Source organism: Desulfobacterium sp. N47, from assembly GCF_051233685.1.
In the GTDB taxonomy this organism is placed as follows: Bacteria; Desulfobacterota; Desulfobacteria; order Desulfobacterales; family RPRI01; genus RPRI01.
On the sequence record NZ_JBAMMY010000267.1, the window covers coordinates 1 to 20855 of the forward strand.

22 protein-coding genes and 1 pseudogene are annotated in these 20855 nt (G+C 39.0%); 15 read left to right on the plus strand and 8 right to left on the minus strand.

All coding sequences use genetic code 11. From position 1 onward, the window contains the following. Positions 1–291: hypothetical protein (locus tag VXK47_RS16985; RefSeq protein ID WP_435549974.1), on the minus strand; the 291-nt coding region annotated here is incomplete at its 3' end. After that, positions 257–511: a hypothetical protein gene (locus VXK47_RS16990; RefSeq protein WP_435549975.1), complete on the minus strand. Its 255-nt coding sequence runs from the start codon at positions 509–511 to the stop codon at positions 257–259. The genes VXK47_RS16990 and VXK47_RS16985, both read right to left, overlap by 35 nt. 29 nt (positions 512–540) lie before the next feature. On the opposite strand from VXK47_RS16990, the pseudogene VXK47_RS16995 reads away from it, so the two are divergent. The 4 genes and pseudogenes from VXK47_RS16995 to VXK47_RS17010 form a co-directional block, all read left to right on the plus strand. Then, positions 541–663: pseudogene (locus VXK47_RS16995) on the plus strand (IS4 family transposase); the annotation flags it as partial. 460 nt (positions 664–1123) lie between these two features. Beyond that, positions 1124–2236, plus strand: coding sequence for an NAD(P)/FAD-dependent oxidoreductase (locus VXK47_RS17000; protein WP_435549976.1), 1113 nt, complete (start codon positions 1124–1126; stop codon positions 2234–2236). A 99-nt stretch (positions 2237–2335) separates the two neighbouring features. Further along, entirely contained in the window at positions 2336–2695 is a 360-nt protein-coding gene (locus tag VXK47_RS17005) for a DsrE family protein (RefSeq protein WP_435549977.1), read from the plus strand. A gap of 11 nt (positions 2696–2706) precedes the next feature. Then, the gene (locus VXK47_RS17010; protein ID WP_435549978.1) at positions 2707–3564 is read left to right on the plus strand and encodes a rhodanese-like domain-containing protein; all 858 of its coding nucleotides are present in this window, start codon (positions 2707–2709) and stop codon (positions 3562–3564) included. A gap of 160 nt (positions 3565–3724) precedes the next feature. Here VXK47_RS17010 and metG read toward each other — a convergent pair whose 3' ends face one another. The 6 genes from metG to VXK47_RS17040 all read right to left on the minus strand — a co-directional run bounded on the left by metG (position 3725) and on the right by VXK47_RS17040 (position 10729). After that, a complete protein-coding gene (gene metG, locus VXK47_RS17015) occupies positions 3725–5647 on the minus strand; it encodes a methionine--tRNA ligase (protein ID WP_435549979.1) in 1923 nt (640 codons plus the stop codon). Next, positions 5644–6384, minus strand: a complete 741-nt coding sequence (locus tag VXK47_RS17020; protein ID WP_435549980.1) for a PSP1 domain-containing protein — start codon at positions 6382–6384, stop codon at positions 5644–5646. The genes metG and VXK47_RS17020 overlap by 4 nt, the downstream gene beginning before the upstream one ends. A 63-nt stretch (positions 6385–6447) precedes the next feature. Continuing rightward, positions 6448–7482 (minus strand): ATP-binding protein, encoded by a 1035-nt coding sequence (holB, locus tag VXK47_RS17025; protein WP_435549981.1) that lies wholly within the window; start codon positions 7480–7482, stop codon positions 6448–6450. Next, positions 7482–7760: an HU family DNA-binding protein gene (locus tag VXK47_RS17030; protein ID WP_435549982.1), complete on the minus strand. Its 279-nt coding sequence runs from the start codon at positions 7758–7760 to the stop codon at positions 7482–7484. Before VXK47_RS17030 ends, holB begins: the two co-directional genes overlap by 1 nt. Positions 7761–7954: 194 nt before the next feature. Further along, positions 7955–8467 carry a UpxY family transcription antiterminator gene (locus tag VXK47_RS17035; protein ID WP_435549983.1) on the minus strand — a complete coding sequence of 171 codons (513 nt, stop codon included), beginning with the start codon at positions 8465–8467 and terminating at the stop codon, positions 7955–7957. A gap of 3 nt (positions 8468–8470) precedes the next feature. Then, the gene (locus tag VXK47_RS17040; protein ID WP_435549984.1) at positions 8471–10729 is read right to left on the minus strand and encodes an LPS-assembly protein LptD; all 2259 of its coding nucleotides are present in this window, start codon (positions 10727–10729) and stop codon (positions 8471–8473) included. A gap of 427 nt (positions 10730–11156) precedes the next feature. Here VXK47_RS17040 and surE point away from each other — a divergent pair, with 427 nt between their 5' ends. From surE to VXK47_RS17095, 11 genes are all read left to right on the plus strand, one after another. Continuing rightward, complete coding sequence (surE, locus tag VXK47_RS17045; RefSeq protein WP_435549985.1) at positions 11157–11918, plus strand: 5'/3'-nucleotidase SurE; 762 nt, start codon at positions 11157–11159, stop codon at positions 11916–11918. A gap of 49 nt (positions 11919–11967) precedes the next feature. Further along, a complete protein-coding gene (locus VXK47_RS17050; RefSeq protein ID WP_435549986.1) occupies positions 11968–12948 on the plus strand; it encodes a 3'-5' exoribonuclease YhaM family protein in 981 nt (326 codons plus the stop codon). Positions 12949–12987: 39 nt separating this feature from the next. Next, entirely contained in the window at positions 12988–13608 is a 621-nt protein-coding gene (gene tmk / locus VXK47_RS17055) for a dTMP kinase (RefSeq protein ID WP_435549987.1), read from the plus strand. Beyond that, a complete protein-coding gene (cysS, locus tag VXK47_RS17060) occupies positions 13608–15884 on the plus strand; it encodes a cysteine--tRNA ligase (protein ID WP_435549988.1) in 2277 nt (758 codons plus the stop codon). The genes tmk and cysS overlap by 1 nt, the downstream gene beginning before the upstream one ends. 24 nt (positions 15885–15908) lie before the next feature. Further along, on the plus strand, positions 15909–16901 hold the full coding sequence (locus tag VXK47_RS17065) for a hypothetical protein (protein ID WP_435549989.1): 993 nt from the start codon (positions 15909–15911) through the stop codon (positions 16899–16901). A 186-nt stretch (positions 16902–17087) separates the two neighbouring features. Next, positions 17088–17276: a ferredoxin gene (locus VXK47_RS17070; protein WP_435549990.1), complete on the plus strand. Its 189-nt coding sequence runs from the start codon at positions 17088–17090 to the stop codon at positions 17274–17276. Between the two features lie 154 nt (positions 17277–17430). Further along, positions 17431–18705, plus strand: a complete 1275-nt coding sequence (locus VXK47_RS17075) for a lactate racemase domain-containing protein (protein ID WP_435549991.1) — start codon at positions 17431–17433, stop codon at positions 18703–18705. Between the two features lie 381 nt (positions 18706–19086). Next, positions 19087–19341 carry an AbrB/MazE/SpoVT family DNA-binding domain-containing protein gene (locus VXK47_RS17080; RefSeq protein WP_435549992.1) on the plus strand — a complete coding sequence of 85 codons (255 nt, stop codon included), beginning with the start codon at positions 19087–19089 and terminating at the stop codon, positions 19339–19341. Further along, positions 19335–19664 carry a type II toxin-antitoxin system PemK/MazF family toxin gene (locus tag VXK47_RS17085; protein WP_435549993.1) on the plus strand — a complete coding sequence of 110 codons (330 nt, stop codon included), beginning with the start codon at positions 19335–19337 and terminating at the stop codon, positions 19662–19664. The genes VXK47_RS17080 and VXK47_RS17085 overlap by 7 nt, the downstream gene beginning before the upstream one ends. 347 nt (positions 19665–20011) lie before the next feature. Further along, complete coding sequence (locus VXK47_RS17090) at positions 20012–20311, plus strand: type II toxin-antitoxin system RelE/ParE family toxin (RefSeq protein ID WP_435549994.1); 300 nt, start codon at positions 20012–20014, stop codon at positions 20309–20311. Then, positions 20304–20579 carry a helix-turn-helix domain-containing protein gene (locus tag VXK47_RS17095; RefSeq protein WP_435549995.1) on the plus strand — a complete coding sequence of 92 codons (276 nt, stop codon included), beginning with the start codon at positions 20304–20306 and terminating at the stop codon, positions 20577–20579. The genes VXK47_RS17090 and VXK47_RS17095 overlap by 8 nt, the downstream gene beginning before the upstream one ends. Positions 20580–20855: the final 276 nt, after the last annotated feature.

Here is a 20855-nt window from a genome sequence, read left to right on the forward strand (position 1 = left end):
GTAGATCATGGTGATGTCAAACCCAATGCCAACTGAAATAGTTCCGTATCTCTCATAGTAATTTGTCTCAACCTCCTCTATCTCTTGATGACTGATATCTATCATGTCTTGAATCGGATTACCCATACTTTTTAGCGAGGAACCTATGTCTTCTTTTATCTTAACGTTTATACTTAAGTGCTTGATTGAAATTATTGCTTTTTTACTTTCAAGTACGGTTTTGACAAGAGAATATAATGATAGTATTTCCGGTTTTTCAAGGTTTTTTAAGTTTTCCGGAACCCACATCATCGGCATAATGGCTAAGACGTTTTATCGGGCGGGTTATCCAGACCCAAACCAGGTATGCCAACAGGATTGCAGCTATTAAGGAAATGATGCCGATTCCTAAAATCCGCGGTTTGGCCTTTTTTAAGAAATTATTTATATTTGTTGTGGGTTTTGCAACGGTTAGTACGCAGGCGATCTTGGCATTAACCATTTGTCTATAAAAAAATTTGTATTGAAGCATCTAATATTCTCCCGAATCGGCATCCTGACTTGGGAGAACTTATTGTTATTGATGGTTCACTAATCGATGCCGTACTTTCAATGGCCTGGGCGGACTATCGGAAAAACTCAAAAAAAGCCAAAATTCATCTGGGCTTTAATATAAACATCGGAGAATTTATTACATATCTGCTACTTGCGATATATTGCCACGAAAATCATGGAGAGCATGTTAATATCAAAAGAGTACGGCAATTACGAATACAAATCCAAAACGAGCTTCGTGATTCCGGAAGCTCTGCAGATTCGTATTTTTTCAAAGAACAAAAACACTGTCCGGTTATATGCAAAAACCTAACCGGACAGTGCTGATAAAACGATGTCTATCATGCAAATTATTTGACAGTAAAGACTGTTGCTTGTATCCTGATCATACTTTCATTTAAATGTATTCATTTAATATCAGGAACCTGAACAAGACAAAAGAAGCCCCGATTTTAGAACTGAAATATCATTATAAACTAAAAATAGTTATGAAGGAGCAAATTCAGTATCCAAGTATCAAAAATTAGTTTTTCATAATAATTTCTTGCTGACTTGCTTGTATCCGTTATCAAAGAAAGGATATGAAAAAATGGGAAAACGTCTTTTACTTGTCGGTGGCGGTCATGCACACATGATGACCCTTGCCGCTATTCATCAATTTGTTGAAAAAGGGTATGAAGTCTCGGTAATCGGCCCTTCGGTATATCACTACTATTCCGGGATGGGTCCTGGAATGCTGGGAAAGGTATATAAGCCCGAAGAGATCAGGTTTGCAACCAAACACCTGGTGGAAAAGAAAGGCGGTAAATTCATTCTGGGCAAGGCGGCCCGGGTTGATCCTGAAAAGAAAATTGTTTACCTTGAATCAGGAGAAGAGGTTCTCTATGATGTGGTTTCTTTCAATTCCGGCAGCCAGGTATTGAAAATGGATATAGAAGGAAACACGGAAAACATTTATACTGTAAAACCTATAGAAAACCTGCAAAATGCGCAGATACGTATCGAAGAGCTTCTTTTAAAACAACCCATCCGTATCGGAGTCATTGGTGGCGGCCCGTCGGCTGCCGAAATTGCGGGAAACGTCTGGAGGATAGGAAGCAATTTTAAAAAAAATGCCCTTAAAATCATGATCTTTGCCGGCAACACATTTATGGATCGCTTTGAGGAAAAAATCCGGGAAAAAGCCATAAAATCTCTGTCACACAGGGGGATTAAGATTTTTGAACGAACTTTTGTAAACAAAATCAAGTCCGGCAGTGTAATTCTCAAAACCGGCGAAGAATACGAGTTTGATTTTCTTTTTCTGGCGCTCGGCATAAAACCATCTGCTATTTTCAGCGATTCCAAGCTTCCCACAGGACCTGACGGCGGCCTGCTTGTGAATAAATACTTACAAAGTACTACATATCCGGATATCTTTGGTGGCGGAGACTGCATTTATTTTAAGGATCAACCCCTCACCAAGGTAGGAGTCTATGCAGTACGGCAAAACCCTGTTTTATTGCACAATCTCATGGCACAACTTGAAGGCGCAGCACTTAAGCCTTTTGATCCGGGAGGAGACTATCTCCAGATTTTCAATATGGGCGATGGCACCGGTATTTTTCAAAAAAAAGGGCTCATTTTTGGCGGCAAACCGGCGTTTTGGATCAAAGATTACATCGATAGAAAGTTTATGAAAAAGTTCCAGGCGTTTGAATAACAAACCAAATGGCATTTATCAGAGCTGCCTTTAATATGAAGACTTATTTCAAAAAAGAAGTCTTATCAGCATATAATTTAATACCATAAGGAGAATAAAATGAGAAAATTTTTATTTGTTCTTACACGCGGCATGGAAGATCCGACACATGTTACCCGCGCCTTTCAATTGGCAAAGGCAGCCAGGGAATCAGGACATGAAGTAAACATCTTTTTAACCGATGATGCAGCGTTTCTTGTCAAACATGGCATGATTGACAATATTGTTGCCCCGACCGGAGATGAGGCCTTTTCTCATTATCAGTATCTTGTCCAAAATAAGGTGCCGATTTATGTTTGCATTCCCTGTGCAAAGAGCCGCCAGGTTACTGAAGAGGATGTCGATGAAACTGTCCAGTTCGCCGGTGCGACAAAGCTTTTTGAGTTATCCGAAAATTCAAGTATTTTTACATTCCGATAGGAAAATCAACGATGAACTGGAAAAATCTTTTTACTCCTGTTAAAAATATGGATTCCAATGAAGCCAAGAAGTATATGGATACTCACTCTTCAAATTCATATCAGCTTCTTGATGTTCGCCAGCCGGATGAGTATGAGAAGGAACATATTCCCGGCTCTAGTCTTATTCCTCTTCCAAATCTGTCCGACAGATTGTCGGAACTTGATAGCGAAAAACCCACATTGGTATATTGTGCTGTGGGAGGCCGCAGCAGAGCAGCCTCCCAGCTGATTTCCGGCAAGGGTTTTAATGAAGTCTACAACCTTGCAGGAGGAATTAAAGCGTGGAACAACCCGAAAGCAACAGGCCCTGTTGAAGAAGGTCTGGAACTGGTTGGAGATTTATTTACCGGAAAGGAAGAATACAGTGATGCTTTTCATCTTGCTTATGCCATGGAAAAAGGTTTGCAGTTATTCTATTTTGGCCTTGCAGACAAAGAGCAGGATGAAAGCCACAAACAATTATTCAACCGTCTTGCAGGTTTTGAAAACAAGCATATGCTGCGACTGGTCGAAGAATACCAGGCTGATACCGGAAACAAATCCGATAGTAATATAGAAGATTTTGCCACAGGCAATATGCCGGAAGGTGTCATGGAAGGCGGTTCCGTAACTAAATTTTTACAAAAAGCCGATCCCGGTTTTGACAGGTTATCTTCAATTATTGATTTTGCAATGTCCCTTGAGGCCCAGGCTCTCGACCTTTACAGCAGACTGGCTAAAAATAGCGATAAGATCCGGGTACATGATTTCTTTTTGCGGCTTGCAGATGAAGAAAAGACTCATCTTAATTATCTTGCAAAAGAGAGAAGCGATATTAAGTCTGATTAATACTGCTTTTTGCATAAATGCCTGCAGTGCAATGAAGGTTTATAGCATTTGTCGGAAATATTTTTCATTTGGGTATATGCGCATAAGAAATAGCGCTTTTTCTGCGAATAGCATTCGCACATATACCCAACACTGATTTTGATTTGTCATTTATAAAAAATCAGGTAAGAGGTGTGCCGGGTTTTACTTTTTTATCAAGAGTTGCAACCGTACAGCCGTTTTCATCAACTGCGGCAAGCAGCATCCCATTTGAAACCAGCCCCATTATCTTTGCCGGTTTTAAGTTTGCCACCACTATAACCTGCTTGCCCACCAGTTCTTCCGGGGTATAGCTTAAGGCGATGCCTGACACAATAGTTCTGGTATCGCCAAGATCAATTTCGAGTTTAAGTACTTTTTTTGCGCCTTTAATTTTTTCAGCTTTTACTATCGTTGCAACTCTAAGATCAATTTTAGACAGCACTTCAATTGTTATTTCAGGTTTTATTTCCAAAACATCCCGTTCCGTTTTTATCTCGTCGGTCAAAATCTGTTCCTCTTTTTTCTTATCGATTCTTGGGAAAAGTGTAACTGATTTTGGAATGCTTGTGCCGGCTTTAAGAACCTTCCAGGATTTAAGCTGATTTAAATCATAAAAAATACTTTCCGGGTTCTGTCCAAGATGTTGCTGCATGGTTTTTGCCGTATCGGGCATAACAGGATAAATAAGGCCTGACACTATTCTTAGTCCTTCAAGAAGGTTATATATTACAAATTCCAGTTCTTTTCTCTCCGATTTCTTTTTTGCAAGCTCCCATGGAGCTGTGGTATCAACATATTTATTCATCTGGTTTATAAATTCCCAGACCGACATTAAAGCCTTGTGGAAAGAAAAGCTTTCCATGGCTTTTTTATACTCGCTTAAAGCAGCAGATGCATCAAACTTAAGACCACCCTGCATTTCATCTTCGGTTTCGGGATTTATTTCGGGTATAACTCCGCCGAAATATTTATGAACCATTGTAATTACTCTTGAAAACAGGTTCCCTATATCATTTGCAAGATCAGAGTTTATACGCGATACAAGCGCTTCTTCGTTGAAACCCGAATCAAGGCCGAATACCATTTCCCTGACAAGAAAATACCTGAAAGCATCAAGACCGTATGTGTTTTTCAGCGAAAGAGGTTCAACAACATTTCCCAAGCTTTTTGACATCTTGCTCTGATCAATATTCCAGTAACCATGAACATTAAGGTGCTTGAATAAAGGTATTCCGGCAGCCTTAAGTATTATAGGCCAATATATACCATGAGGTTTTAAAATATCTTTTGCAACAATATGCTGTGCCTCGGGCCAGTACTTCTTAAAAAACTCACCATCGGGATAACCCAGTGCCGTAACATAGTTTAGAAGGGCATCAAACCAAACATAAGTTACATATTTATCATCAAATGGAAGGGAAATTCCCCATTCAAGACGTGTTTTGGGACGGGAAATGCAAAGATCTTCCAGAGGATCTTTTAAAAAAGACAAAACTTCATTTTTATATCTTTCGGGACGAATGAAATCCGGATGCCGCCTGATATGATCGATAAGCCAGTCCTGATATCGGCTCATTTTAAAAAAATAATTTGATTCCTTTATGGTTTCCGGCTCGGTTTCATGATCAGGACATTTTCCGTTAACAAGTTCACGTTCGGTGTAAAAACGTTCGCAGCCAAAGCAATAAAGACCTTCATATTCAGAAAAATAAATATCGCCTGAATCATATATTTTCTGAAGTACCTGCTTTACTATCTCTATGTGTGAAGGATCGGTTGTGCGAATAAAAGAATTATATTTTATATTCAGTTCCGGCCAGAGATTTCTAAAAAGCCTGCTGATTTTATCCGCATATTCTTTAGGATTTAGATTTTCCTTCTCGGCTGCACGTACGACTTTATCTCCATGCTCATCTGTTCCTGTAAGAAGAAAAGCGTCTTTACCCAGCATAGTATTGTACCGGCAGACAACATCTGCAATAATTGTGGTATAGGCATGACCAAGATGAGGTTTAGCGTTAACGTAATAAATCGGTGTTGTAATATAAAAATTATCTGTCATTTCATTTTCTCATCTTTTTCACGGCCCTCTTCTGATAAGGTCGTTTTATTTTCTTCATTTCTGATATCCCTATCCCCCGGGGTTTTATCGGATTTGGGAGGATCAGCCGGCATACCGTGTTCAAACGTCAAGCAGCACATAAGCCTGCCGCATTGGCCGGATATTTTGGTCGGATTTAAGGAAAGACTTTGATCTTTTGCCATTTTTATCGAAACAGGCCCGAATTTATCCATGAAAAGAGCGCAGCAGATTTCACGTCCGCACCTTCCCAGCCCCCCGCTCATCTTGGCCTGATTTCTGATTCCGACCTGCCGCATTTCAATTCTGACTTCAAGGTTCTTGACAAGCATTTTTACAAGTTGTCTGAAATCCACACGACCTTCAGCGGTGAAGTAAAATGTGAGCTTACCTGCATCAAATGAACTTTCAACCGAGAAAAGGTTCATTTTAAGATCCAGATCTTTTATGCATTTCAGACAGAAAGCATATGCTTTCTGTTCAATTTCCTGATTTTTTGCTTTTTGCTGATAATCCTTTTCATTTGTAAGACGAATTACTTTGCTAAGCGGCCTGTCAGGGGGCACATCCACGGAAACAGGAGTAGTAGCCACCGTACCAAAACTCAAGCCCTGTTCGGTTTCAACAATAACATAGTTTCCAATATTAAGTACAAATCCGCCGCATTCAAAGTCATATACTTTTCCGGCAGGCTTGAATCTGATGCCTACAACTTTCATATATAAAGCCCAACAGACAGGACTATTGTCTCCTAGCTTAAAAACAAAAAGCAAAAACCGCAATTATTGATTTTGCGCAAACCCCAACAAAAGAGTTTCTGCCGTAAGTCTTAAGTTTACATTTGCACGGACATTTTGCCGGCAAGATTCTATTGCATCAAATCGTAAAAGAAGATCCGGTTTCGTATGCCGGCCAGATGCATTTTGTATTTTATCCAAAAGATCAAAAAATATGATTTTATCAGGGTGATACTCAAAAACGATAATATCTCTGAACCATACTTTTAAAATCTCAAGATATTCAATAAATTCATCTTTATCTTTTGAAATTTTTTCAGCCAATAAAAGACATTTTCCGGTTTCTTCTAAAGATAATGACTCAATTTCATTTATTACCCAATCTCTTTTTTTAAGCCCTGCAACATTTCCGATTTCAAGCGCCCGGCTAAAGCTTCCATTAGCCATAGCCGCAAATATGGCCGCGCTATCCGGTGTTATGCCTTTTGTTTCAACCAGCATTTCGGCAAGTCTTGTCTGGGAAACAGGATTAAACCTTACAAACTGACATCTTGATGCAATAGTGGGAATAATATCCGATTGTTCGGTTGCAGTCAGTATCAGAACCGTCCTTTCGGGCGGTTCTTCCAGTACTTTCAGAATAGCATTTCCTGCCGCTGCATTCATAGTCTGGACATCAGATATTATAACTACGCGTATCTTAGCCTCATAGGGTTTCAGAGCAAGAATTTCACACAGGTCACGAATCTGGGCTATCTTGATGTAAGAACCGGAAGGTTTTATCTCGATAATATCAGGGTGACTTTTTGACAGGATTTTCCTGCAAGATATGCAATCACCACACGGAATTTCGTCTTCAGGATTTTTTAATACGCCGCCTTTATCTGAATGTAAAGATGATTTACTGGCACTGTTTGCAAGGCAATTGCATGCCATAGCAAACTTTATTGCAGCAACCTGTTTCCCTGTACCTTCCATTCCCAGAAAAAGGAGCGCATGCGGAATAGCGCTTTTTCCGAGCAAAGTATTTAAAATCGCAGAAGGTATCTTCTGATCAGCAATTGGTTCAAAATTGGGCACTATTTAACATCTACCCGTTCCTTCAGTTCTTTACCTGACTTAAAAAACGGAAGTTTTTTGGGTTTTATAACAACTTTTTTACCGGTCTTAGGATTTCTTCCTGCATAGCTTTTATAGTTTTTTACATAAAAACTACATAAGCCCCGAATTTCAATGCGGTCACCATTGGCCATGGCATCTGTCATTGAATCAAAAAAAATCTGAACCACCCTTGCAGCTTCTGCTTTTGAAATGTTTGCCTTATCCTTGATGGCCGAAATCAATTCCAGTTTATTCATATTTCCTCCTTGAAAAATATCTTATAAAAAAATGGATAATAATTTGAAAATTTGCATAAAATCCTATCTAAAGCCATATCTTGGCAAGATCAAACTGGCTTTTCCACCCCGATATGGCAAACAAAAGCTTTTTTCAGCTCTTAATTTATCATTTTAAATATATGTTTATAATAAGTCAAGCACTTATGATAATTTTATGTCAAAATCTCAATATCGTCTTCATCCACTTCCACAGAAGCAAACTGTCCAAGTGCTTCAATATCAACCACTACGCGGCCTATTTTCCCATGCCTGTTAAATGTTCCGGTAACACCCTCAAAAGGGCCTCTTATCACAAGTACCATGTCTCCTTTCCGGAACTTTACCCCTGTAAATATTTTTCCCTCTCCTGCTGTCATTATCTTTAAAGATGCAATTGTTTCATCAGGAACCGATATAGGACCGCTGCGGTTTCCGACCATACGAACCACTCCAACGGTTTTAAAGATTTCAATTTGCCTTTCGGGCCTAAGATCAGATTTTACAAACATATAACCGGGAAAGAGAGGTACCCTTATCATAATTTTTCTGTCAACCCGTCGGCTCCTTACAAGAACTTTTGGCAAAAAAGATTCAACATTTTTTTTTATCAAACCTTCATGAACAACATTTTCGAATCTACTTTTGGTATGAATGACATACCAAGAAGGCTTTATTATTATTGGCATCTATCAGCGTGTACCTCCAAGACCGGTGAAATTGAGCAGAAAAGAAAATTTTTTGTCATTATCCTCATCAGTGTAAAGAAAATCAATCGACCAGCACTGGGCAGTATAGAGAAAGCCGAGATTGGTTCTTATTCTTTTACCATCACGGATATCTCTCTCATTATTGGTTTTGAATAACAGGCCTTCAAAAACTTTTATATTAAGAGTTGAAAACAATGATTCTACAAAACCGCGCTGGAATCTGTATTCCCATGAAACCGAATCTCCGCGGTCATCTGATAATGACCCTGAAATATTTCGGTTTATGAAATTACTGTCATAAGTAGACCAGTTGGCATCCGTTGACAAAGATAAATATTTTACAGGTGTAAACTTCAGTTCCCCATATATTGGAGACAATGGCTTGTTTTGAGGTATAAAATTTTGCGGATTGTCCGGATTTGCCTGTTCTTCGTTTATATCATAGCTTTGCTCAAGTTTTATTCTTAAAAAGTCATTATACAGGTAAGAAGGCGTTTCCGCTTTTTTCCCATCGGATAGCCCGAGTGTTTCCTGAAGAGATTTTAAGGTAAAGGTATTTATCACAGAATAGGTTATAAGGTTTGTTCTCGCAATTCGGTCTATGCTGTCAAAGTTCGGGTATCCGGACTGATCTTTATCCGGAAGATAAGTATAAATAATCTGGGGTTTAATTGAATGCTTAATGCTGTCCGCATATTTTGAGCCGATTTTAATAATTCTGAATAATTCTGTGGAGAGATCAAGCTTAATATCATACAGTTCTCTGTCATATGCCTTGCTCTTTATTGTATTATCCCCCTGATCAATATACCATGATGTCTGCCTTAATCCTATTGATGGCTCAAAGGAAAAATAGTTTTTATATCTGTATGGCAGATAGAATCTCGGATACACGTCAATGCGTTGTCCGGTTACACCGTCCTGCCTGTAAAAATCAGTGTATCCGGAATACAGGTCGGTATAAAAGGGGGTTTCAAATAATTGCTGCTTTAAACCTCTGAACTCGATAAACGGCAACTTCTGTAAAGTATCATCCGTATTATTCCATCTGCGGTTCACAACATTATCATACCAGCGTGCCTCTGCATTTAATGTAAAGGAAGACCAGTTTTTTGAAAAATTCAGACTGTTTACTCTTATAGGATCATCGTAATCATCAATTTCCCGTCCAAAATATTTATTAAAATATTTTTCCGTTGAGCCGAAACCATTGTAACCGTCTTTAAATTCATTAAGATAATCCTGATCACTTACAATATCTAAATCCAGCTTTGCATTAAACCCGTAAGGCATTGCATGATCAGCCTTCATCCTGAACCAGTATCTGTCTGAATTGGGGCGAAAATATGCATCCCCGCTATATCCCCATTTCTCTCCCGATGCCGTGCCGTCATCTATTTTTGAATCATTAAGGTAGTCATACATTATGGTTCCCTTTGATTCGGGGCTCAGGATATAACGGTATTCAAACCCTACTTGTTCACCCCGCTCGCTCATATAGTGTGAATAGAAAGTAGCGTCTGTGTTTTCATTTATTGCCCAGAAATAGGGCTGATTATACTCTATGCCTTTGCGTATGGATTGTGCTATCTCAGGAGCGAGAAAGCCTGACTGGCGCTTAACTTTTGCAGGAAAGACAACAAAGGGGGTGTATATAACCGGCAGTTTTTTTGTCCAGAATGTTGCATAATTTATAAAACCATATCCTTCCAAAGTAATTTTAAGTTTTTTTCCTGTTATCTTCCATGCCGGCACATCAGCGTCACAGGTTGAAACTGTGGCTTCTTCGGCGGTATATGTGTTTTCACCCGTCTTTTCAATACTATCACCGCTTATATGATAATTATTTTCTTTCAGAAAAATATTTCCATCATAAATTGTTCCTGTTTCGGACTTCAAATCAACATCAATGCTTGATCCCCTGATAATATCCTGCCCCAGATTCATTACTACATTTCCCTTTGCATTTGCCTTTGATGTCGTCCGGTTAAAACGAACATAATCAGCCGAAAGGTTTTTGCCTTTTTTGAAAATTATAACATTTCCTGAGGCGATATACACATCGGCGTTCCGGTCATGATAAATCTCATCAGCAATAATATTCCATGGTTCATCCGGATTATCATCTTTAAAGGGGTCTTTAAAACTACCCGCTGCAAAAACACTGGAAGAAACCACAAACAGTGAAATAAATATCGTTAACAGAATATACGAGTGGTAAAAATTATATTTTTTCGGCACAATTTCCGACCCGTCTTTTGTATAAAAGAAAATTATCTTTCATTATCTATTATATTGAGCATGGTTGTCCGGCAGCTACAGATCAAATACCATGATTATATTAAACCAAAATCATGATCTGAGACTAAAAACCATTGCTTAATACTCCCTTTTGCCCGATTACAACTAAAGCTTCATATATGTATAAAGGTGAATCATTGTTTTTAATTAGTCACTATCTGCTTGAAAGTTCAGCCAGTTTGATGCAAATATTTCGGGACAGGATATAAGAGGGGTTTATAAAAAGCAAGAGACAGTTTTTAAAAAATAGTGACTTTCAAAAATATTAAATTTGGTCTATTGTAAAAAAATGAATTTGTTAAAATCCGTTTTTTTTACTAAAAGAAAAATCATATGAAAAAACAAGATATTCAGGGTTGTAATAAATATGAATGTGCTTATTACCAATGATGATGGCATTTATGCCGAAGGCTTATGGGCGCTTTACAGGGCGTTTATAAAATCCCATTCAGTAACGGTTATCGCTCCTGAACGTGAGCGAAGTGCGGTAAGTCACAGCATAACTCTTCATAAACCTCTTCGTGTAAACAGAGTCTGTCTGGAAGGTGGGCTTGCCGGATATGCCGTAAGCGGCACCCCGGCAGATTGTGTTAAGCTGGGCATCCTTGACATTCTTGGATACAAACCGGATGTAGTCCTGTCAGGAATAAATCCCGGCGCAAATATCGGCATTAACCTTAATTATTCGGGAACTGTTGCCGCAGCCAGGGAGGCATCTTTGTATGGAATAAGCGCTATTGCAATATCTATACAGGGATATGCATCAAAATATTTAAATGACGCGGCTGTTTTTGGTGAAAAGATTACAAGAAAAATTGCAGAAAAAGGGCTGCCGTCAGGAGTCTTTCTAAATGTGAATTTTCCGGATATATCTTTGGAAGAAACAGCCGGAATAAAAATCAGCAGGCAGGATTTAAGTGTTTTTCCCGAGTTTTTTGAAAAAAGAATTGATCCCAGAAACCGCACGTACTATTGGCAGGGAATCAGTACAAATTTATCGGAATATAGCCCTGAAACTGATGGAGCGGCGCTTTCCGATAAATACATATCTATAACTCCGATAAAGTGCGATATGACAGACTACAACATGATAGAAGAGCTAAAAGCCTGGGATATAGATCAAATATAAAATATATGCAGAGTGCTGTATTCAATAACAATCATAAACGGCGGAGAATATGAAAAAGGATTATATCGGATCTGTAAAAGCTGGTGATTCTATAAATGATGTTTTTGTTCTTTATGAAAAAAACATAGCTCAAAAAAAAGATGGGAGCAATTATCTCAATGTTGTTCTTTCAGATAAAACCGGAAAAATAAAGGGTGTTGTATGGGATAATATAGATAAAATTTGTGCAGGCAAAAATACGGGCGATTTTGTTCATATTAAGGGAAGCGTTTCCGAATACAAAGGGACTTTGCAGGTAGTCATAAAAAATATGGACACTATATCTTCCGATTCAGTTGACGTATCCGATTTTCTTCCATCAACAAAGCATAATATTGATTCGATGTTTGAACGCCTTATAAAGCTTACCGATTCAATAGAAGAAAAGAATTTAAAAGCGCTATTGGAAGCATTCTGGAGCGACATTGAGTTTGTTGAAAATTTTAAAAAAGCTCCGGCCGCAAAAAAAATGCATCATGCTTATGCGGGGGGGCTTCTTGAGCACACACTTTCAATGGCTCTTCTTGCAGATAAAATCGCAGGCCATTACATCGGAATAGACAGAGATCTTCTTATTACCGGTGCAATTCTTCATGATATCGGAAAAATAAGGGAGTTTGTTTATAAGTTCAATATTGATTATTCGGATGAAGGCAGACTTTTAAGTCATATAGTGATAGGAATCGGCTTGCTTGATGAAAAAATTAATAAAATCAGTCAATTTCCTGGTAGTCTTGCTGTGCTGTTAAGGCATATGATAGTAAGCCATCATGGCACCAGAGAATTCGGTTCTCCCGAACCACCAAAAACAATTGATGCGGTACTGCTTAATTATATAGATGAAATTGATGCAAAGATAAGCGGCATACGTGAATATATTGCATCAGATGAGTCTGGCGGAAACTGGACATCCTATCACAGGATACTTGAGCGCCATTTTTATACGGCAAACAACAGCATGCAAAACAAAGAGGATGAGATTGGCGAATGATCCGGTCTTATAAGAAAAATATTTAACAAGGCAAAAACGATGTTTATTACTTTTGAAGGTATCGAAGGTTCCGGGAAAACAACTCAGATACGGCATGCTATGGAATTTTTGAAGCAAAAAGGAAAAGATTGTTTAATGACCCGCGAACCGGGAGGCACAATTACAGGACAAAAGATCCGTTCCATTCTGCTTGATCCTGAAAGCAACGGAATGGATCCTTCAACCGAACTTCTGCTATATTTTGCCGACAGAGCCGAACATGTAAACAAAATTATAAATCCGGCCTTATCGGCAGGTAAAACCGTTTTGTGCGACAGATATTATGATGCAACTAAGGCCTATCAGGGCTTTGCGCGCGGGTTGAATATGGATTTACTGGATAGATTGCATAAGTTGATTATACATGATTTAAAGCCGGATATAACCATTTTGCTGGATCTTGACCCCAAAACAGGACTTTCACGTGCTTGGAAACAGATAAATGAAGGACAAAGAGCCGGGGTTGAAACAAGATTTGAAAAAGAAACACTTGATTTTCATGATAAAGTCAGAAATGGCTATCTGGAGCTTGCACGTATTGAAGCTAAGCGATTTAAAATTATCGATGCCTCAAATGATGAAAATCAGGTTAAAAAAGATATAATAAAGGCATTATCTTGATGAGCTATTCTATTCTGGATACTATAGGCGGCACCCCGCTTGTTGAAATAAAAAATTTAAACCCAAATCCCAATGTCAGAATTCTTGCCAAACTGGAATATTTAAATCCCGGTGGTTCAATAAAGGACAGGGCAGCTCTTTTTATGATCGAAGAGGGAGAAAAATCGGGAGAGCTGACCCGCGACAAGACCGTTATAGAAGCAACGAGCGGAAATACAGGCATCGGTCTTGCGCTGATCTGTTCGGTTAAGGGTTACAAACTTCTTCTTACAATGTCCGAAGCGGCAAGCATTGAACGCCAGAAAATATTAAAAGCCCGTGGAGCCGATATACTTCTTACTCCCGGACACCTCGGTACCGACGGAGCCATCGAAGAAGTATACCGTATCTGCAGAGAAAATCCGGGTGCTTATTTTATGACAGACCAGTTCAACAATGATGCAAACTGGAAAGCCCATTATTACACTACAGCAGAAGAGATATGGAATCAGACGGAAGGCAAAGTGACAGCAGTTGTTGCAACTCTTGGCACTACAGGCACTGTAATGGGAATTTCAAGAAGGCTTAAGGAATATAATCCGGATATAAAAATCATTGCGGTTGAACCTTATCTTGGCCATAAAATCCAGGGTCTCAAGAATATGAAGGAAGCATACCGTCCTGAGATTTATGAAAAAAAGCGCATCGATAAAATTGTTAATATTGATGATGAAGAAGCCTTTGAGGCGGCAAGACGCCTTGCAAAAGAAGAAGGTTTGTTTGTCGGGATGAGTAGCGGGGCCGCTATGGTGATTGCCCAAAGGCAAGCTTCGGAAATGGATCAGGGTATAATCGTTGTAATATTTCCGGACAGCGGAGAAAGATATTTAAGCACTTCCCTTTTTACAGTTAAAGAAAAAATAAATCTTATGCTTTTTAATACCATTACAAGAAGCAAAGAGCCTTTTGAGCCAATTCATCCCGGGAAAGCATCCGTTTATTCCTGCGGACCAACCGTCCATGACAGAATGCATCCGGGAGAGTGCCGCCGTTTTGTGTTTTCAGACCTGTTGTGCCGTTATCTTGAATTCAGGGGATATTCAGTAAAACATATCATGAACATAACGGATCTTGATGACAAAACCATAAACGGCTCTGAAAAGGCGGGGCTTGAACTGTCCGAGTTTACGGAAAAGTATATTAATTTATTTAAGGAAGATCTTAATCTTCTTGGAATCAAACCTGCCGAAAATTATCCGAAGGCAAGTGAACATATTGAAGATATGGTTTTGCTTGCAGAAAAGCTTGTAAAAAAAGGCTATGCCTATGAAAAGCTGCGCTCTTTATATTTTGATATTTCCCGGTTTTCGGATTACGGGAAATTATCCGGAATTGATATAAATAAAATAAGAATCGGTGCAACCGTTGATCTTGATGAATATGAAAAGGATAATCCGAGAGATTTTACCCTGATGAAAAGAGCAAAACTTTCGGAACTACGACGAGGCATTTACACCGCAACAGACTGGGGAAATGTCAGGCCTTCCTGGCATATTCAGTGTGCTGCAATGGCAATGAAATACCTTGGCGAAAGCTTTGATATTCATACAAGCAGCAGGGAACTGATCTTTCCTCACCATGAGAATGAAATAGCCATTTCAAAGGCTTTAACAGGAAAAGCGCTTGCAAAATTCTGGATGCACTGCGACAGGGTGCTTGTTGACGGCAAAAAGCTTGATGAAATAAAAGGACGGCTTTGTGTTTCGGATCTTATAAACATGGGTTATTCGGGCAGGGAAATAAGATACTGGCTGATTTCAACTCACTACAGAAAGCCCATTGTCTTTTCAAACAAACGGCTTGAAGATGCAAGAAAATCGCTAAAAAGGCTTGATACATGCGTGCATGCCCTGCTTGATATCAAGGCAGGAGAGCCATATCCGGAAATTGATCAGCTTCTTTATGATATTAAAAACGGATTTATTGGCGCAATGGACGATGATCTTAATATATCCGCTGCGTTATCTTCAATATTCAGAATTGTAAGAAAGATAAATGTCCTTTCCAGGGATAAAAAAATAGATCCTGCCGGTGCAAAAAAGATTCTGGACGCATTCAAAGATATTGATTCGGTGCTTAATGTTTTTGATTTTGGGAATTGTTATTTTGATCCTGAAGTTAAGCGCCTTTTAGAAGAACGGGACAGGGCAAGAACAGAGAAAAACTGGGGTGCTGCAGACGATATCCGAAAAAAACTGGAATCAATGGGCGTTGCAATAAGAGACCGGAAAACATAATTAAAGTATTTACTAAGGAAAGCAATGAAACCACTTTATTTTCCGTTTACATATATTAATGATGCAAAGGCAGCTGACCTGTGCGCCTGTTTTAAGCAGATAACCGTTTACCAGCCGGGTTTTTTGGATCTGCCCGAAAACATGCAGGAACTTTCAAAGAAAGGCCTTATTGATATCCGAATCCCTGTTTCAGGAGACGAATCAAAGCTTAAAGCTATCTTGAATGAATATAAAACATGGGCAAAGCTTCATCAGAAAAGCGATATGGCCTTTCTAAACGCTGCGGAAGAAAAAATCCCTTTTTTTGACGAAACCTTCTCATCTGAGCTTGCCTCACAGATAAAAAAGAATATGGGTGGGAACCAACAGAAATCAAAAACCGATTTTCTCTTTAATTCAAGGCTGTTTCTTGGTTTAGCTCAGGAATATGACGAACAGCAGGATGGATTAGCAAGAGATATGATTTCTGTGAGTGAGATGGAGAAAAAACTGCTTTCCGAATTAACGGATGAAGATGAAATGCTTTTTGCTGGTAATTCCGATGATGCTCTTAGGCCAGGTTATGACCCTGAAAAATATAAGATCAAAGAAAGACTCGTTGCTTGGTCACATCTGGTTTTAAATGATATTAAAAGGCCGGAAATTTTTATTACAGACAGCAAAGATGCCTTTGATTATATTATAGAAAATAATTTTGACCCGGAAACAGCTATTGATTTGCATTCAACATCCGTTTGTCTTGCCCCGGATATTACTGATAACAGGCAAATTATGCTTGCCAAACAGATAGAAGGTTTGTTATCGGATAAAAGCTTTAAGATAAGCGAAGATATTAAAAATGTCCTTGGCGCTGATAGGTCCGGAAGAAATATTTCTTTGAGAATTTTAAGGATAAGCAATATATCCCGTTATGAATTTTTGCAAAATATCCTGTCCAGGGATAACGATATCAGGCAAAACAATGGTAACGATGACGAAACTGGTAATTATATTTTAATAGGTATAGTTGAAGAATAAGCATATAATCCTGAAATACCACTATATAATCTCTTTAGCCCCTCCGTTTTTTTTTATTTAAAAAACAAGAAGAAGGCTTGACTCGTATTATCAATTGGTATATGGATTTTGCCCAATACTATAAAAAAATTGGCTGAGCAAATAATTCATTGTTCAATATGTTCAATATAGAAAGGAGAAAACAAAATGGCTTTTAATCCTGTTATAGATGAAGACAAATGTCAGGGATGCGGTGAGTGTGTTGATGTATGTCCGGTTGAAGTTTTTGAATTACAGAGTGAAAAATCAGTAGCAGTTAATGCAGAAGAATGCCTTGGCTGCGAAAGTTGTGTAGAAGTTTGTGAACCAGGCGCAATTACTATTGAAGAAACATAATTATTAAAGTCCCCCGGTTTATCTATCAGTTAGTAGGCTGGGGGACTTTTTTAATTCTAATATCGTACAACGAATAGCCAATACCGATTTTATTCATCGTTTCTAATAAGTTGTACCCTATTTTTCCATTCCGGTACATAACCATTGATAAATAATGTTTTCTTCAGACACAACCATATATCCCGATACAGCCCTGGTATTACAAAAGTTGTATTGTTCCCCGGTAAATGACATTCAAAAAGAGTTTGAATCTTCTATATCCGCTATTTCTTTTTCAGGTATAATTAAACCCGGGCAAACGGTTGCTATGGCTGTCGGCAGCAGAGGTATAGACAATATAGGATCTGTTGTTTATAGTTGTGCAAGATTTCTTGAAAATATTGAATTAAAACCTTTTTTAGTTCCGGCTATGGGAAGTCATGGCGGTGCAACTGCCGATGGCCAGAAAAAAATACTCGAAAAACTAAAAATAAGCGAAGCCTCAATCGGTGTTCCTGTTCATTCGGAAATGGAAACACAGATTATCGGCAGGCTTTCATGCGGATTAAATATAAATATTTCCAAAAAAGTTCTTTCCGCCGATCATATTGTTATAATCAACAGAATAAAACCCCATACAAAATTTACAGCAGATATAGAAAGCGGGCTTTGCAAAATGCTTACTATCGGGCTTGGAAAAGCTGAAGGCGCGTCTGATTTTCATAATTTTGCGGTAAAACACGGTTTTGGTATCATTGAAGAAGCTGCTGATTTTTTAATTGATAAGCTAAATATTTTGTTTGGAATAGCTCTTCTTGAAGATGGATACGGAAATCTTTCAAAAATTGAGGCAGTATTGCCCCTCAATATTATTAACCGTGAAAAAGAGCTTTTAAAACAGGCAAGCAATATGATGGGGCGCATCCCGTTTGATTTTCTTGATCTTCTGATTATTGATTATTTCGGAAAAGATATAAGCGGTATAGGCATGGATTCCAACATTACCGGCAGACACCGGGACATAGTCGGAGATTTTTGCACTTCTCCTCATGCAAAGCGTATTTTTGTAAGGGATTTATCTTCAGGTTCCGATGGGAACGGTAATGGAATAGGACTTGCCGATATAACCACAACCCGCCTTGTGAAAAGCCTTGATATGGATAAAACCTATGCAAATGCCATAGCTGCAATTTCGCCTGAAAAGGCAGCTATACCCATTCATTTTGATTCAGACCGCAAATGTCTTGAGGTTTGCGCAAAGACTCTTGGCCTTGATTCATTGGAAAATGCACGTATTGTAAGAATAAGAGATACTAAACACATTGATATGATGCAGGTGTCAAAAGCGCTTGAAGAAGAAATCGAATCAAATCAAAATTTAGAAAGGGTCTCCGGTTGGGAGCCGATAAAATTTGATGGAAATGACAATCTTGCTTCCTTTTCGTATTAATTTAGACTTTCTGATATCGGAAAAATCAAACACTTTTTTTTATTCCGGCAGCAAATACCTGCTGCGAAAATCCGGAAAATATCGCAGTCGCTTCCGGCAATCAGCATGGCTGGAAACAGGAACCGACCGTTTCTCAAGAACGGCGGTGTATCATAGGGACTAATACTCATATTTGCATATTAGTCCCTGCTAATGGATATATTTAAATTCAACAAATACACGAAGTTGTTTTGTTATTGACTCTGAAAAAATCTTGTGATAGCCCTCACAATACCCGTTCAGATAATAACTTGTTAGCCCTCAAATAACAATAAATATGATTTGACGATCGATTCATTTGTGGGTATATTGTAATCACATTAACCACAATTGGAGGCGAAAATGACGACTTTAATCAGAATAGGAAATTCGCAGGGTATCCGTATTCCAAAGGCGGTAATCGAGCAAGCACGATTAGAAGACAAGCAATTGGAATTCAAAATAATCGACGACGGACTGTTAATTCAGCCTGTTAAGAAGAACAGAGAAGGCTGGAAGGAACAATTTGATAAATCCCTTAAATCCCAGGAATCAAGCGAAGCAGATCAGGAGTGGTTGAATGCCCCATTGGTAGATGAAGAGGACCGGGAATGGTAAAAAAAGATGTTCATAGATTTGATATTTGGCTGGTTCAACTTGATCCGACACAAGGTTCTGAAATTAAGAAAACAAGGCCTTGTGTTGTTATCTCCCCTGATGAAATGTCTGCACTGAAGACCGCGATTGTTGCTCCAATGACATCCAAAGGATTTAGCTATCCAACCAGAATTCAATATATATTTCAGGGTAAAAAAGGATCGATCCTACTTGATCAAATGAGAGCCGTTGATAAATCCAGGTTAATTCAAAAATTTGGTGTAATTTCCCAAAGCGCGCAGATTAAAATTATCAATTGTTTGCAAGAGCTTTTCGCGTATTAAGGGGCGAATCGGGTAGCCGGGGGTTTTTCTCCCCCAGCCCCCACACCACGCAGAGCGGGTCTGCACATGCGGGTCGTGGCTCGTTTCCAATCGTCATGCTGCCGCTGACGATGTCCACACCTACTATGGCCTCTGCTGACTTCTGCCCGATAACCATAAGTTCACGCCCATGCCGGGCGTACACCAAATCAATACAGCCGGTCGCTACGCTCCGGCTGATTTCGTCGTTCATTGTCTGAAAACAGGAAAATCCGCTTGACAATGTTCACATATATGTGTACTTTTAACCCATGAAAACCATCGTATTCTATCGCACAACGTCCGGAAATTGTCCTGTTGGAGATCATTTGGATAGTCTGACAGATGCGCAAGTGACCAAAATAACGTGGGTACTGAAATTGATTCGGGAAATTGATCATGTTCCGTCTAAATATTTTAAGAAACTGGTAAATACAGATGATATTTGGGAAGTCAGAATTGATGTCGCAAAAAATACTTTCCGCTTACTCGGCTTCTTTTATGGAAATGAGCTGATAATTTTGACAAACTCATTCCAAAAGAAAAGCCAAAAACCGCCAAAGAAGGAAATTGAATTGGCAGAAAAACGTAAAAAAGAATATCTTAGCAGGAGGCAGGCGAATGGATGATTTAGACAAATATATCGAGGTAAGAAAAAAGAAAAGCCCTTCTTTCGGGAAAAACTTTGATAAAGGATATGAGCAATTTAAGATCGGTGTCCTCTTGAAGCAGGCTCGGCTTGAAGCAGGACTCACTCAAGAAGAGGTCGCTTCTATATTAAACACAAGAAAATCGGCTATTTCCAGAATTGAAAATCATGCTGAGGATATCCGTCTTTCAACTTTAGTAAATTACGCCCAAGCAGTGGGTAAAAACCTTCATCTAAAAGTGGCCTGATCACAGCGAACATCATTTTGAAGAGGGGCCGGGCAATATCGGGGCGCATTTGAATAGCCTTTTCATCGGGGCTTCAGCGGTTGCTAACACATGCATCGGTAATCCTGCCCGGCCCCTTAAAATAGCGTTATATAGTAACTTGAGAGTCCAAAGTTTAAAGCCATCAAGCTGCCAGCGGTATCCGGTCCGGTGGCAGCTTTTTGCTCTTTGACATAATTATTGGATATATCGCACAGTTGTTGAAAAAACGAAAATTAAAGTAGTACTCTTCTTGGA

What these genes read in the sequence shown, in the direction of transcription:
- VXK47_RS16990 (WP_435549975.1), bottom strand. Translation starts at nt 511, where the DNA reads ATGCTTCAATACAAATTTTTTTATAGACAAATGGTTAATGCCAAGATC.
- VXK47_RS17000 (WP_435549976.1), top strand. Translation starts at nt 1,124, where the DNA reads ATGGGAAAACGTCTTTTACTTGTCGGTGGCGGTCATGCACACATGATG.
- VXK47_RS17005 (WP_435549977.1), top strand. Translation starts at nt 2,336, where the DNA reads ATGAGAAAATTTTTATTTGTTCTTACACGCGGCATGGAAGATCCGACA.
- VXK47_RS17010 (WP_435549978.1), top strand. Translation starts at nt 2,707, where the DNA reads ATGAACTGGAAAAATCTTTTTACTCCTGTTAAAAATATGGATTCCAAT.
- metG (WP_435549979.1), bottom strand. Translation starts at nt 5,647, where the DNA reads ATGACAGATAATTTTTATATTACAACACCGATTTATTACGTTAACGCT.
- VXK47_RS17020 (WP_435549980.1), bottom strand. Translation starts at nt 6,384, where the DNA reads ATGAAAGTTGTAGGCATCAGATTCAAGCCTGCCGGAAAAGTATATGAC.
- VXK47_RS17030 (WP_435549982.1), bottom strand. Translation starts at nt 7,760, where the DNA reads ATGAATAAACTGGAATTGATTTCGGCCATCAAGGATAAGGCAAACATT.
- VXK47_RS17035 (WP_435549983.1), bottom strand. Translation starts at nt 8,467, where the DNA reads ATGCCAATAATAATAAAGCCTTCTTGGTATGTCATTCATACCAAAAGT.
- surE (WP_435549985.1), top strand. Translation starts at nt 11,157, where the DNA reads ATGAATGTGCTTATTACCAATGATGATGGCATTTATGCCGAAGGCTTA.
- VXK47_RS17050 (WP_435549986.1), top strand. Translation starts at nt 11,968, where the DNA reads ATGAAAAAGGATTATATCGGATCTGTAAAAGCTGGTGATTCTATAAAT.
- tmk (WP_435549987.1), top strand. Translation starts at nt 12,988, where the DNA reads ATGTTTATTACTTTTGAAGGTATCGAAGGTTCCGGGAAAACAACTCAG.
- cysS (WP_435549988.1), top strand. Translation starts at nt 13,608, where the DNA reads ATGAGCTATTCTATTCTGGATACTATAGGCGGCACCCCGCTTGTTGAA.
- VXK47_RS17065 (WP_435549989.1), top strand. Translation starts at nt 15,909, where the DNA reads ATGAAACCACTTTATTTTCCGTTTACATATATTAATGATGCAAAGGCA.
- VXK47_RS17070 (WP_435549990.1), top strand. Translation starts at nt 17,088, where the DNA reads ATGGCTTTTAATCCTGTTATAGATGAAGACAAATGTCAGGGATGCGGT.
- VXK47_RS17075 (WP_435549991.1), top strand. Translation starts at nt 17,431, where the DNA reads ATGTTTTCTTCAGACACAACCATATATCCCGATACAGCCCTGGTATTA.
- VXK47_RS17080 (WP_435549992.1), top strand. Translation starts at nt 19,087, where the DNA reads ATGACGACTTTAATCAGAATAGGAAATTCGCAGGGTATCCGTATTCCA.
- VXK47_RS17085 (WP_435549993.1), top strand. Translation starts at nt 19,335, where the DNA reads ATGGTAAAAAAAGATGTTCATAGATTTGATATTTGGCTGGTTCAACTT.
- VXK47_RS17095 (WP_435549995.1), top strand. Translation starts at nt 20,304, where the DNA reads ATGGATGATTTAGACAAATATATCGAGGTAAGAAAAAAGAAAAGCCCT.